This is a genomic window from Pseudomonas putida, from assembly GCF_009883635.2.
Lineage (GTDB): Bacteria > Pseudomonadota > Gammaproteobacteria > Pseudomonadales > Pseudomonadaceae > Aquipseudomonas > Aquipseudomonas putida_W.
Window position 1 is genome coordinate 1,868,964 of sequence record NZ_CP026115.2, and the last position, 13,369, is coordinate 1,882,332.

Genomic DNA, 13,369 nt, shown 5'->3' on the forward strand with positions numbered 1-13,369 from the left:
AGTCAGTGATTCCCTCCTATCCTGAGCACCGCGTCGTCGCAAAAGCCACGGATTGGGCATTTTTTGCAGAGATCGGGTAACAGAAATGGCCAGCGCCGAACAGCTCAAAGCGCTCGTGAAATCTCACATCGAACGGGATGATAGTCAGTTCTATTCCGTAGCGATGCAGGTTGCTGCGCGTGAAGCAAAATCAGGCCATGGCAAGCTCGCGACCGACCTGCGCGACATGATCGATGCTGCGAAGAGTAGCGTCAGTCTAGAAGGACGTCGGAATAGCCCAACGCCCCTCGCCAAGCCCCGCGGCGAGATGGCAGGGTTGCTGAGTGTCACCTACCCGAAAGACCGCTTCGTTGAAATGGTACTCGACGATACTGCGTCTGATCAGTTGCAACGCGTGTTGAAAGAGCAACGTATGTTCTCGCGCCTTCGCGAGCACGGGCTGTCACCTCGTAGAAAGGTGCTTCTGGTCGGGCCTCCTGGCACAGGTAAATCTATGACGGCCTCAGCTCTCGCTGGTGAGCTAGGTGTGCCGCTTTTTCTCGTCCGCTTGGACACGCTTATTACCAAGTTTATGGGTGAGACCGCGGCGAAACTACGCCAGGTTTTTGATGCCATCGCTGAAGTGCGCGGTGTCTATTTTTTTGATGAGTTCGACGCAATTGGTTCCCAGCGCGGAATGCCAAATGATGTTGGCGAGATCCGCAGGGTACTGAATAGCTTTTTGATGATGATCGAAGAGGATCAGTCAAACAGCTTAATCATTGCTGCGACCAATCACCCCGAAATCCTTGACTACGCATTGTTTCGTCGTTTCGATGATGTCATCGAATACCATCTACCAACCGCTGAGCAAGCATCGAACCTTATTCGCTCGCGGCTTGGTCATTTCGCTCCTAAGCCTTTTTCATCCAAATCTATTGGTGAAAAGGCTAAAGGATTGAGCTATGCCGAGATCCGGCGGGCGGTAGATGACGCGATTAAAGATGCCATTATGCACGATGAAGAACGCGTCAAAGGACAGACGCTGAGCAAGGCATTGATGGATCGCCAGCTGCTCAGCCAGAAATTGGCAAAACAACGTAGCAGCGAGCCATGCCGGAAAAACGAAACCAAAAGCGTGCACACTTAATACTGCCAAAAAACTCTGAGCCACGAGGCTTCACCGCGCATCCGCCAAAGGGCGGTACGAAACCTCAGATCCCCAATTTGCCCACTCAACAGCATGGTGCAGCCCTCCAACACCAGCTTCAAGCTCTGAGGCCTGCTGCTGAAGCAGCTAAGAACTTTCAAGAGTTTGTAGATGTGGAAAGCGGCTTAGGCCTGCAGATCCAGTTTGTCGGTCAACCCGATGTGGAGATGGCATTTCAGAGCCTTGGCGATGAGCGCAAAAAAATTGAGCTCCTCAGTGTTCGCCAGGAGGGGGACCAGACCATTGCTAACGTTTTTGTGCCTGATGGCAAACTCGATCACTTCGAGAAGATCGTCACGGAGTATCTGGCGGAAAAGAAGGACAAGAACGGCAATTCACGAGATCACCGTAATCTCGTCAATACGATCGAATCGATACGCAGTGCCGAACTTGCGGCCTTGTGGACCGATGACCCTGCTCTGCTACCAGAAGACAAATCCGAAGAGTTCTGGTGGGAAGTCTGGCTTCCGGTCCGCGGAGCACGACTGGCAGTCATCAATGATTTCAAGAAAATAGTCGAACTCAGCGGATGCGAAGTCAGCGAAGCACGGGCTGATTTTCCCGAACGATCCGTGGTGTTGATGAGAGGCTCGCAGCTTCAATTATCGCAATCCGTAGTGGGGCTCAACTGTGTCGCAGAGCTCCGACGCGCAAAAGAAACCGCCGACAGTTTCGATGACTTGGCCGGTGAAGAACAGATCGAGTGGCTTGATGAATTGGTCGCCAGGACCGATTACCCACCGGTGAACCGTCACGTGCCAAGGATTTGTCTGCTGGATTCCGGAGTGAACCGCGCTCACCCTTTGCTCAGCCCGCTTATTGAAGATGAGGATACCCATACCGTCGACCCGGAATGGGGGAAGCACGATGAGGAGAATCATGGCACCGGCATGGCTGCTCTTGCCGCCTACGGCGATCTCACTGATTGCTTGTCCTCGCTAGATCGTATGAGCATTGATCACCGCCTTGAGTCAGTGAAGCTTCTACCGAGTCATGGAGCGAATGAGGGGAGCGCCCTGCTTCATGCTTCGCTCTTTGCCGAAGGTGTCGCACGACCAGAAATCAGTCATGCCGACCGCTCCAGAATTTTCAACTCCGCTGTTAGCGCTGAAGACTACCGAGACCGCGGACGTCCTTCCTCCTGGTCCTCTAAGCTGGACAGCCTAGCTGCCGATGCAGATAACGAAGGTGAGTTCCCGCGGTTATTTATCCAGTCTGCAGGGAACATTCGAGATAACAACGCATGGATGCTGTATCCATCAAGCTTGAGCACCAACCTGATCCACGATCCGGGTCAGGCCTGGAACGCGCTGACAGTGGGGGCCTGTACTCGCAAAACCGACACGCGACCAACCGCCTATGAGCCGATCGCGCTGGAGGGCGGGCTCAGCCCCTTCACAACGACCTCTGCTACATGGGAAAGCGCCTGGCCATTGAAGCCGGACGTCGTGTTTGAGGGGGGCAATGCTGCAAAGGATCGGTATGGCGCCGCGGGAATGGCGAGCCTCAACCTGCTCACCGCCAAGAACGAATTTGAACCAAGACGATTCTGTACCTTCAACGCAACAAGCGCAGCTTCAGCCCTATGCTCCCGTATGGCTGCACAGATCCTTGTTCAGTATCCGAACCTTCGACCAGAAACGGTCCGAGCGCTGATTGTGCATTCAGCTGAATGGTCGGAAGCTATGCGGCAAGCCTACCTCCCAGTTCGCCCTGTTAAGGCGGATTACGTAAATCTCATTAGGCATGCTGGCTGGGGAGAACCCAGCCTTGAGCGTGCGCTTTGGAGCGCGAGTAACTCACTCACGCTGGTCGTTGAGGACCAGGTCTACCCTTACAAGAAAGGGAAAGGCAAGATCGATACACGAGACATGAACCTGCACAACATCCCTTGGCCAAAGGATGAGCTTGAAGCCCTGCAGGGTACTGAGGTGGAGATGAAGGTGACCCTATCCTATTTCGTGGAGCCCAATCCTTCGGCACGCGGATCCACATCTAAGTACCACTATCCGTCCCACCGTCTCCGCTTCGATGTTAAGCGTCCACTGGAAGGACCAGACGAATTTGTTGGGCGCGTAAACGCGGCGGCTGAACAGGTTAACGAGGGGACCGCTCCGAAGGATCCTGATTGGATCTTGGGAGGGCTGTACAGGCATAAAGGCTCCCTCCATCAAGATATTTGGAAAGGTACCGCAGCAGACCTGGCAAGCCGCGGCATGCTTGCGGTGTTTCCTGGAATGGGGTGGTGGAGAACCCGCCCTAACCTCCAACGGTACAATCTCCCCGCTCGATATAGCCTAATCATCTCCATCAAGACGCCAGAAACGGACGTGGATATCTACACGCCAGTCGAACAACGGCTCGCGATCATGGTGTAAAGGCTTCGAAAGCTGGTTATGGCCTCCAGCCGAGCACAGGCAACGATTACATTCTCAGAGTGTGCAGTAGGCGTTGCCTCATCCATTCTGTGAGCTTCCTCAAAGCGAGCTCACAGAATATGGCGGTCGCCGCCTTCCAGCGGACGCAGGAGCTCATCGCTCGTTAGGAGCCGGCAAGATAAACCACCCTCGTGTAATCGTGCTGACTTCTGGGGGTGGGATCAGGATAGTAAAAGACCCTTCCATCTTGGAGAGTGAACCTGACAGCCCCTTCCGGCAAGCTCTGCGCCACTTCGACAAGCAAATCCATCGCCCAGGCCTCACTCCCACTCAGCCACGCAGGGGAAACAAGCTGAAGGGATTCCAACATCATTCCCTCAACGCCCATTTCTACCCAAGGAATGAGAGCTGACAGAGAGTCGATGAACACCACCGTACGGGTTTCGAAACCTTCAACATGCCTGACCAAGGTAGCGTGAAACCATGGTGACATCTGAGGCTTTAGCATGAGGTGCCAGCCACGCTGGCCCGGCTCAAGAAGTGCAGCCAGGCCTTTGACTTCCGCCCAGCTGTCGGATACGAACATAACAATGCCTCAAAATGAACAGTATACTGTGTAGCGATATACTGTTCAAAACGGCTTCATCGTTCCTTTTGCGGATTGTGCAAATGGAACTGAAAAAAGCGTTCGGAAAAGTGTTTCGCTGGTTCCGGACCAAACACGACCTCAGTCAAGATGACTTGTCCGAAGTGAGCGGCCGGACCTACATCAGCTCACTTGAACGCGGCCTGTATTCTCCAACGATTGAGAAAATCGACGCCCTTGCTCCTATGGTAAACATCCATCCAATCACTCTGTTGGTATGCACTTACGCCGAAAAGGAGGGTGTCACGCCAGAGTCTCTGTTACAGAAGGTGCGTGAAGAGATCAATCTCACTGAAGCGCCTTGGGGCACTCTAAACTCGCGATGAGTCAAGCAACCACTGTCCTGGACAGTAGCGCTGACTGATGAGGAGGGGATGTGCTTGAATTGCCTTGGCTTCTTAAGCACATCAAGCCTCATTATGTAGCTCAGAGATGCCTGGGAAACCAAGGACCCTGAAGGCTGCGGTTAAGCAATCCAGAGTCGGACAGGAGCTTTATTGGCTCAGTGAGGCCCGGCGAGATGTTCGATCGCGCACCTCACTCCCGGCTATCTCGCCGCCCGAAATACCTCAACCTCCGGCCAGCGCTCGGAGAGACTGGCCCCATTCGGAACTGTACCGCCCGTCGCGCCTCATATCGAAATGCGAAAAATGTTAGCTTCATTAACGTATTGATCAATATGAATTTATTGAGAGATAACAGTTAATAAGGCTCCAGAATTTACGAGGCAACGTGGTGTAACACTGATTCAAATGATGTTCGCCCTGGCCATGGCCGCCTTGCTGACGCAGCTCGGCATGCCGGCCTACGCAAGGTTGAGCGATGACCTACACAGAGCGGCAGCAGCCCGGGATCTGGCGCAGGCACTGCGCAGTGCGCGCAGCCACGCCATGCTGCAAAGCCAGCCTGTATTGGTGCGGCCTCTGGAAAATGATTGGGGCAAGGGCTGGCTTGTGCAGCTGGAGCACAATCAGCAAGTGCTGCGCGAACACCGGCTAACGCGTTCGATGAGGATCGTCGATAATACCAAGGGAAAGGTGAAATTCGGTGCTCTGGGAATGCCAGTGGGCCAGCTCGGCGCGACGCTGGAGGTTTGTGAGAATTCCCCTGCGAGCAACAAGTATCAGGTGGTGATATCAAGCGCTGGCAGGGTCGACCTGCGCACAGTCAAGGAAGCAGACTCACTGTGCGCAGGCCGCCGACTCAGATCAGCGAGCGAACCCGCAGCTCTTTAGGCATGGAGAACGTGATGTTCTCCGGCCGCCCATCCAGCTCTTCGGCACCGGTAGCGCCCCAGGCCTTGAGCTGTTCGATCACACCCTGCACCAGCACTTCGGGGGCCGAAGCACCGGCAGTGATGCCCACCCGTTGCGCCTTTTCAAACCAGGCACGCTGCATGTCCTCAGCGCCATCGATCAGATAGGCCGGGGTGCCCATGCGCTCGGCCAGCTCGCGCAGGCGGTTGGAGTTGGAGCTGTTAGGGCTGCCAACCACCAGCAACACATCACACTCCTCGGCCAGCTGCTTGACGGCGTCCTGGCGGTTTTGCGTGGCGTAGCAGATGTCGTCCTTGCGCGGGCCGCCGATGTTCGGGAAGCGTGCGCGCAGGGCATCGATGACCCGGCTGGTATCGTCCATCGACAGTGTGGTCTGGGTGACGAAGGCCAGGTGGTCGGGGTCGTTCACCTGCAGCTGGGCAACATCCTCCTCGTCTTCGACCAGGTAGATGGCACCGCCGTTGCTGGCGTCATATTGCCCCATGGTGCCTTCGACTTCCGGGTGCCCTTCGTGACCGATGAGAATGCACTCACGACCATCGCGGCTGTACTTGGCCACTTCGATGTGCACCTTGGTGACCAACGGGCAGGTCGCGTCGAACACCTTCAGGCCACGGCCGGCGGCTTCCTGGCGCACGGCCTGGGAGACACCGTGGGCACTGAAGATGACGATGACATCGTCCGGCACCTGGTCCAGTTCTTCGACGAAGATGGCGCCACGGTTGCGCAGGTCTTCCACCACGAACTTGTTGTGCACCACTTCGTGACGCACATAGATCGGCGGGCCGAAGACTTCCAGCGCACGGTTGACGATCTCGATCGCCCGGTCGACCCCCGCGCAGAAGCCGCGCGGGTTGGCGAGTTTGATTTGCATGCTCGGCTCCAGGCTTACAGGGCCTTCACCTCGAGGATCTCCACCTCGAAGGTCAGGGTCTTGCCAGCCAGTGGGTGGTTGAAGTCGATGGTCACCTGGTCGTCGTCGAACGCTTTGACCACACCCGGCAGTTCGGTGTTGGCGGCGTCGTTGAAGATGATCAGCAGCCCTTCGGACAGCTCCATGCCTTCGAAGTTGGACCGCGGCATGACTTGCACGTTTTGCGGATTGGGCTGGCCGAAAGCGTTCTCCGGCGCTACCACCACAGTGCGCTTGTCACCGGCCTTGAAGCCGAACAGCGCGCTTTCAAAGCCCGGCAGCAGGTTGCCATCGCCGACCTTGAAAGTGGCCGGGGCCTTGTCGAAGGTGCTGTCGACGGTGTCGCCGTTTTCCAGGTGCAGCGCGAAGTGCAGGGTGACTTCGGTGTTCTGGCCGATACGGGTGTCAGTCATGGACCGGATCCTCGGACTTCTTGCTCTTGAACATATCCAGCGCCAGCATCACCGCACCAACGGTGATGGCGCTGTCGGCCAGGTTGAAGGCCGGGAAGTAATGACGGTTCTGCCAGTGCACCAGGATGAAGTCGACCACATGGCCGAGCACGATGCGGTCGTACAGGTTGCCGATCGCACCGCCCAGTACCAATGCCAGCGCCACCGCCAGCCAGGTCTCGCCGCGCCCCAGGCGCTTGAGCCAGACCACCAGCACCGCACTGACCACCACGGCGATCAGGGCGAACAGCCAGCGCTGCCAGCCCCCGCCCTCGGCAAGGAAGCTGAACGCCGCGCCGGTGTTGTAGGCCAAGGTCCAGCTAAAGTAGTCGGGAATGACCACGATCTGCTGGTACATGGTCAGCGCGTTGTTGAAGTACAGCTTGGTGGCCTGGTCGAGGACCAGGACCAGCAAGCTCAGCCACAGCCATGCAAGGCGCCCGAAGCGCCCCGCCGCAGGGTTAGGCATAGTGGCGCACCTCACCGGAACCGGTCAGGTTGTCGACACAACGGCCGCAGATTTCCGGGTGCTCCGGGTGGCTGCCGACGTCGGCGCGGAAGTGCCAGCAACGGCCGCACTTGACGTGACCAGACTTGACCACCTGCAGCTTGAGGCCTTCGACTTCGGTGGCCACGGCTTCGGCCGGCGCCTGGGCGAAGGGCACCACGCTGGCGACCGAGGTGATCAGCACGAAGCGCAGCTCATCGCCCAGCTTGCTCAGGTCGGCGCTCAGGCCTTCCTCGGCGAACAGGGTGACTTCGGCCTGCAGGTTGCCGCCGATGACCTTGGCGGTACGCTGGTTTTCCAGCTCCTTGTTGACCGCGGCCTTCACGGCCATCACGCGGTCCCAGTAGGCGCGGTCCAGCTCGGTGCCTTCCGGCAGCTCGGTCAGGCCCTGGTACCAGCCATTGAGCATCACCGATTCGTTGCGCTCGCCTGGCAGGTACTGCCAGATTTCGTCGGCGGTGAATGCCAGGATCGGCGCGATCCAGCGCACCAGCGCCTCGCTGATGTGATACAGCGCGGTCTGGCAGGAACGGCGAGCGACACTGTTGGCGCCGGTGGTGTACTGGCGGTCCTTGATGATGTCGAGGTAGAAGCCACCCAGCTCCTGCACGCAGAAGTTGTGGATCTTCGAGTAGACGTTCCAGAAGCGGTATTCGCCGTAGTGCTCTTCCAGCTCGCGCTGCAGCAGCAGCGTACGGTCCACTGCCCAGCGGTCCAGGGCCAGCATGTCTTCCGGGGCCAGCAGGTCGCGGGCCGGGTCGAAGCCGGACAGGTTGGAGAGCAAGAAGCGCGCGGTGTTGCGGATACGGCGGTAGGCATCGGCGCTACGCTGCAGGATCTGCTCGGAAACAGCCATCTCGCCCGAGTAGTCGGTCGCGGAAACCCACAGGCGCAGGATATCGGCACCCAGGGTGTTGTTGACCTTCTCCGGCTCGATGGTGTTGCCCAGCGACTTGGACATCTTGCGGCCGCTTTCGTCCACGGTGAAGCCGTGGGTCAGCAGCTCGCGGTACGGCGCGTGGCCGTCGATGGCGCAACCGGTCAGCAAGGACGAGTGGAACCAGCCGCGGTGCTGGTCGGAACCTTCCAGGTACAGGTCGGCGCGCGGGCCGGTGGCGTGGCCGATGTCGTGGGAGCCACGCAGCACGTGCCAGTGGGTGGTACCGGAGTCGAACCACACATCCAGGGTATCAGCGATCTTGTCGTACTGGCCGGCTTCGTCACCCAGCAGTTCAACAGCGTCCAGCTTGAACCAGGCTTCGATGCCCTCTTGCTCGACGCGCTTGGCCACGGCTTCCATCAGCTCGACGGTGCGCGGGTGCAGCTCGCCGGTCTGCTTGTGCAGGAAGAACGGGATCGGTACGCCCCAGTTGCGCTGACGCGAGATGCACCAGTCCGGGCGGTTGGCGATCATCGAGTGCAGGCGCGCCTGGCCCCAGGCCGGGACGAACTTGGTGTCTTCGATGGCTTTCAGCGCACGCTCGCGCAGCGGCTCGCCGGTGCTCGGCTGCTTGTCCATGCCAACGAACCACTGCGCGGTGGCGCGGTAGATCAGCGGGGTCTTGTGGCGCCAGCAGTGCATGTAGCTGTGGCTGATGGTTTCGGTGTGCATCAGCGCGCCGACTTCGCTCAGCTTGTCGACGATGGCCGGGTTGGCCTTCCAGATGAACTGGCCGCCGAAGAATGGCAGCGACTCGACGTACACGCCGTTGCTCTGCACCGGGGTGAGGATGTCGTCGTTGACCATGCCATAGCGCTTGCAGGTGACGAAGTCGTCTTCACCGTAGGCAGGCGCCGAGTGCACCACGCCGGTACCGGCGCCCAGTTCGACGTAGTCGGCCAGGTAGATTGGCGACAGGCGGTCGTAGAACGGGTGGCGGAAGTTGACCAGTTCCAGGGCCGAGCCCGGGGCGGTAGCAATCACCGAACCTTCCAGGTTGTAGCGCTTGAGGCACGACTCGACCAGCTCTTCGGCCAGCACCAGCAGACGCTCGCCAGTATCGACCAGGGCGTACTTGAACTCCGGGTGGATGTTCAGCGCCTGGTTGGCCGGGATGGTCCACGGGGTGGTGGTCCAGATCACGATGGCGGCTGGCTTGGCCAGCGAGGCCAGGCCGAAGGCGGCAGCCAGCTTGGCCTCGTCGGCGACCGGGAAGGCCACGTCGATGGTCTGGGATTTCTTGTCGGCGTATTCGACTTCGGCTTCAGCCAGGGCCGAACCGCAATCGAAGCACCAGTTCACAGGCTTGAGGCCCTTGAACACGAAGCCTTGCTTGACCATCTCGGCCAGGGCGCGGATTTCACCGGCCTCGTTGGCGAAGTTCATGGTCTTGTACGGGTTGTCCCAATCACCCAGCACGCCCAGGCGGATGAACTCGGTCTTCTGCCCTTCGATCTGCTCGGCGGCGTACTCGCGGCACAGCTCGCGGGTGCGGTCGGCGGTCAGGTGCTTGCCGTGGGTGACCTCGACCTTGTGCTCGATCGGCAGACCATGGCAGTCCCAGCCCGGCACGTACGGCGCGTCGAAGCCGGACAGGGTCTTGGAACGGACGATCATGTCCTTGAGAATCTTGTTCAGCGCATGACCGATGTGAATCTTGCCGTTGGCATAGGGCGGGCCGTCGTGCAGGACGAACTTCGGACGATCCTTGCCAATTTCGCGCAGCTTCTGGTACAGGCCAATGCTGTCCCAGCGCTGCAGGATCTGCGGTTCGCGCTGAGGCAGGCCGGCCTTCATGGGGAAGGCGGTGTCCGGAAGGTTTAGCGTGGCTTTGTAGTCGGTCATTTCAGGCTCTTCGTTAGCGGTTGAGCGTGCCAATGTGCACGTGCGGCGGCGATATCCGCATCGATCGCCGACTTCAGCGCCTCCAGGGAGGCGAATCGCTGCTCTTCACGCAGCTTGTGGTGGAATTCCACCGTCAGGCGCCGGCCATACAGATCGCCGGCATAATCCAGTAGATGAATCTCGAGGTGCGGGCGGCCGTCGCCGGCCACGGTGGGGCGCACCCCTATGTTGCCGACACCCGGCCAGGCCTTGCCGTCGATCTCGATGCTGGCCAGGTAGACCCCGGACAACGGCACACGGCGGCGTTTGAGCTGGATGTTGGCGGTTGGCGTGCCCAGCTGGCGAGCCAGCTTCTGGCCATGCAGCACACGGCCGGTAATACGGTATGGGCGGCCCAGCAGGTGCTCGGCCAGCTCGAAGTTGCCTTCGGACAGCGCCTTGCGCACCTCGGTGCTGCTGACCCGCAGGCCGTCCTGGATCACCGTGTTGGCGGCTTCGACGGTAAACCCGTACTGCTCGCCGGCAGCGACCAGGAAGGCGAAGTCGCCGGCACGGTCGCAGCCGAAGCGGAAGTCGTCGCCTACTTCGAGGTGGCGCACGCCCAGGCCATCGACCAGGATCGCCTTGACGAACGCATCGGCGCTGAGTTTGCTCAGGCGCTGATTGAACGCCAGGCACAGCACCCGGTCGATACCTTCGGCGGCCAGCAGTTCGACCTTGTCGCGCAGGCGCGCCAGGCGGGCGGGTGCGGTGTCCGGGGCGAAGTACTCGCGCGGCTGCGGTTCGAAGATCACCACGCAGGTCGGCAGGCCCAACGCCTGGCCGCGCTCGCGCAGGCGCGCCAGGATTGCCTGGTGGCCGCGGTGAACCCCGTCGAAGTTGCCAATGGTGGCGACACAGCCCCGGTGCTCGGGGCGCAGGTTGTGAAGACCTCGAACCAGCTGCATAACGCGCTTCTTGCTCATAAAGTGGCCGATTATAACCACACCCGGGCGCTGGTGACAGGCAGCAGCGCCAAGGGGTGGCGTGGAATGCGAAAAACCGACGCCTGACCCGCCTTCTACTTCAAAGCAGGGCCTTGCGGGCGAAATGCCGGGGCCGGAAACCACACAGGTACAGGCAACCGAAATAGGTCACTACACCCGCCGCGATCAACGCACCGAGGCGCAGGAACCGTTCAAGCATGTTGCCCTGTTCCCAGGCTGGCAGGTAGTGCATGCCCACCAGCAGCACCGCTGCCATCAGGGTAACTGCCAGTACCAGCTTGAGCAGGTACATCGTCCAGCCCGGTTGCGGCTGGAACAATTGCTGGCTGCGCAGTTTCCAGAACAGCAGCCCCGCGTTCAGGCAGGCGCCCAGGCTGATCGCCAGGGCCAGGCCGGCGTGCTGCAGCGGGCCGATCAGCGCCAGGTTGAACAGCTGGGTGCAGACCAGGGTGAAGATCGCGATCTTCACCGGCGTACGGATATTTTGCTGCGCATAGAAGCCCGGTGCCAGTACCTTGACCAGGATGATCGCCAGCAGGCCGACCGAATAGGCGATCAGCGCGCGCTGGGTCATCGCGGCGTCGAAGGCGCTGAACTTGCCATATTGGAACAGTGCCACGGTCAGCGGCTCGGCGAGGATCGCCAGGGCCAGGGTGCACGGCAGCACCAGCAGGAAGCACAGGCGCAGGCCCCAGTCCATGATCCGCGAATACTCCTCGCGGTCCTTGTTGGCGTAGGTCTTGGCCAGGGTCGGCAGCAGAATGGTGCCCAGGGCAACACCCAGCACCCCCGAAGGCAGCTCCATGAGGCGGTCGGCGTAGTACATCCACGACACCGAGCCGGCGACCAGGAACGAGGCAAAGATGGTGTTGATGATCAGCGAGATCTGGCTCACCGACACCCCGAGGATCGCCGGCAGCATCTGCTTGAGCACCCGCCATACGCCAGCATCGCGCAGATTGAGGCGCGGCAGCACGAGCATGCCGATCTTCTTCAGCGCTGGCAGCTGGTACAGCAACTGTGCCAGGCCACCGGCCAGCACACCCCAGGCCAGGGCCATGATCGGCGGGTTGAAGTACGGCGTCAGCAGCAGGGCGAAGATGATCATCGCCACGTTGAGCAGGGTCGGGGTGAACGCCGGGACCGAAAAGCGGTTCCAGGTGTTGAGAATCGCACCGGCCAGGGAAGACAGCGAGATCAGCAATATATAAGGGAACGTCACCCGCAGCAGGTCCGTGGTCAGCGCGTACTTCTCGGCGCTGTCGACAAAGCCCGGGGCAGTGGCCCAGACCACCCACGGCGCGGCGAGGATGCCGACCGCCGTGATCAGGGCCAGCACCAAGGTCAGCAGGCCGCTGACGTAGGCGATGAAGGTCCGTGTCGCCTCCTCGCCTTGCTGGGTCTTGTACTCGGCCAGAATCGGCACGAACGCCTGGGAGAATGCCCCTTCGGCAAAGATCCGCCGCAGCAGGTTGGGCAGCTTGAAGGCGATGAAGAAGGCGTCGGTGGCGATACCGGCCCCGAAAACACGGGCCAGGATAGTGTCGCGCACGAAGCCCAGCACCCGCGAAATCATGGTGATGGAGCTGACTGCAGCCAAGGATTTGAGCAGATTCATCGAAAAGATTCACGCCAGAGACAGAGGGCGCTGCCAGACAGCGTCCGAATGTGCGATACTCCCGCGCCTTCGCAGGGGAGCCAAAAATTCCCGAGTTTACAGGTAGCACGGCAGAAAGGAATATTTCCTGCCTGTTGCTGCACCACTCGGCGGAACCCTGCAGGTGGCCTTGACATCCGGTCGACTCATCGGCATGATTCGCGGCCTATTTTGTTTGCTATTTACCTAAAGTCTTTCGAGGAGCTCGACGGTGGCCAACACACCTTCCGCCAAGAAACGTGCAAAACAGGCTGAGAAGCGTCGCAGCCACAACGCCAGCCTGCGTTCCATGGTCCGCACCTACATCAAGAATGTAGTTAAAGCCATCGACGCAAAAGACGCCGAAAAAGCGCAAGCCGCTTACGTTCTGGCTGTACCTGTAATCGACCGTATGGCCGACAAAGGTATCATCCACAAGAACAAAGCTGCTCGCCACAAAGGCCGTCTGAATGGCCACATCAAGGCGCTGAAAGAAGCTGCAGCTGCCTAAGCGACGCTTGTCGAAAAAACCGACCCTAGGGTCGGTTTTTTTATGCCTGCAATTTGTGCGATTCCCACAAGACAAGAACAGGGCCGCG

General features: G+C 59.6%; 12 protein-coding genes. 5 read left to right on the forward strand and 7 right to left on the reverse strand.

Features of this window, described 5'->3' with window-relative positions; translation table 11 throughout:
* Nucleotides 1–85 precede the first annotated feature (85 nt).
* Both C2H86_RS08625 and C2H86_RS08630 read left to right on the forward strand, forming a co-directional pair.
* On the forward strand, nt 86–1,129 hold the full coding sequence (locus C2H86_RS08625) for an AAA family ATPase (RefSeq protein WP_159412230.1): 1,044 nt from the start codon (nt 86–88) through the stop codon (nt 1,127–1,129).
* A complete protein-coding gene (locus C2H86_RS08630; RefSeq protein WP_159412231.1) occupies nt 1,093–3,567 on the forward strand; it encodes a S8 family peptidase in 2,475 nt (824 codons plus the stop codon). Before C2H86_RS08625 ends, C2H86_RS08630 begins: the two co-directional genes overlap by 37 nt.
* A 163-nt stretch (nt 3,568–3,730) precedes the next feature.
* Here the strand turns inward: C2H86_RS08630 and C2H86_RS08635 are convergent, their stop codons facing one another.
* Entirely contained in the window at nt 3,731–4,153 is a 423-nt protein-coding gene (locus C2H86_RS08635) for a hypothetical protein (protein ID WP_159412232.1), read from the reverse strand.
* Nucleotides 4,154–4,236: 83 nt separating this feature from the next.
* Here C2H86_RS08635 and C2H86_RS08640 point away from each other — a divergent pair, with 83 nt between their 5' ends.
* Together C2H86_RS08640 and C2H86_RS08645 are read left to right on the forward strand one after the other, a co-directional pair.
* Nucleotides 4,237–4,539: a helix-turn-helix domain-containing protein gene (locus C2H86_RS08640; RefSeq protein WP_159412233.1), complete on the forward strand. Its 303-nt coding sequence runs from the start codon at nt 4,237–4,239 to the stop codon at nt 4,537–4,539.
* Nucleotides 4,540–4,965: 426 nt separating this feature from the next.
* On the forward strand, nt 4,966–5,448 hold the full coding sequence (locus C2H86_RS08645; protein WP_159412234.1) for a GspH/FimT family pseudopilin: 483 nt from the start codon (nt 4,966–4,968) through the stop codon (nt 5,446–5,448).
* On the opposite strand, the gene ispH is transcribed toward C2H86_RS08645, so the two are convergent.
* The 6 genes from ispH to murJ all read right to left on the reverse strand — a co-directional run bounded on the left by ispH (nt 5,417) and on the right by murJ (nt 12,752).
* Entirely contained in the window at nt 5,417–6,364 is a 948-nt protein-coding gene (gene ispH, locus C2H86_RS08650; protein ID WP_159412235.1) for a 4-hydroxy-3-methylbut-2-enyl diphosphate reductase, read from the reverse strand. The genes C2H86_RS08645 and ispH overlap by 32 nt on opposite strands.
* A gap of 14 nt (nt 6,365–6,378) precedes the next feature.
* Entirely contained in the window at nt 6,379–6,816 is a 438-nt protein-coding gene (gene fkpB / locus C2H86_RS08655) for an FKBP-type peptidyl-prolyl cis-trans isomerase (protein WP_012270371.1), read from the reverse strand.
* Nucleotides 6,809–7,324 carry a signal peptidase II gene (gene lspA, locus C2H86_RS08660; protein ID WP_159412236.1) on the reverse strand — a complete coding sequence of 172 codons (516 nt, stop codon included), beginning with the start codon at nt 7,322–7,324 and terminating at the stop codon, nt 6,809–6,811. The genes fkpB and lspA overlap by 8 nt, the downstream gene beginning before the upstream one ends.
* Nucleotides 7,317–10,148 carry an isoleucine--tRNA ligase gene (gene ileS, locus C2H86_RS08665; protein ID WP_159412237.1) on the reverse strand — a complete coding sequence of 944 codons (2,832 nt, stop codon included), beginning with the start codon at nt 10,146–10,148 and terminating at the stop codon, nt 7,317–7,319. The genes lspA and ileS overlap by 8 nt, the downstream gene beginning before the upstream one ends.
* The gene (gene ribF / locus C2H86_RS08670) at nt 10,145–11,095 is read right to left on the reverse strand and encodes a bifunctional riboflavin kinase/FAD synthetase (RefSeq protein ID WP_103445786.1); all 951 of its coding nucleotides are present in this window, start codon (nt 11,093–11,095) and stop codon (nt 10,145–10,147) included. Before ribF ends, ileS begins: the two co-directional genes overlap by 4 nt.
* A gap of 118 nt (nt 11,096–11,213) precedes the next feature.
* Nucleotides 11,214–12,752, reverse strand: a complete 1,539-nt coding sequence (gene murJ / locus C2H86_RS08675; RefSeq protein ID WP_159412238.1) for a murein biosynthesis integral membrane protein MurJ — start codon at nt 12,750–12,752, stop codon at nt 11,214–11,216.
* A gap of 250 nt (nt 12,753–13,002) precedes the next feature.
* On the opposite strand from murJ, the gene rpsT reads away from it, so the two are divergent.
* Nucleotides 13,003–13,281, forward strand: coding sequence for a 30S ribosomal protein S20 (gene rpsT / locus C2H86_RS08680; protein ID WP_003247625.1), 279 nt, complete (start codon nt 13,003–13,005; stop codon nt 13,279–13,281).
* The last annotated feature ends 88 nt before the right edge of the window (nt 13,282–13,369 follow it).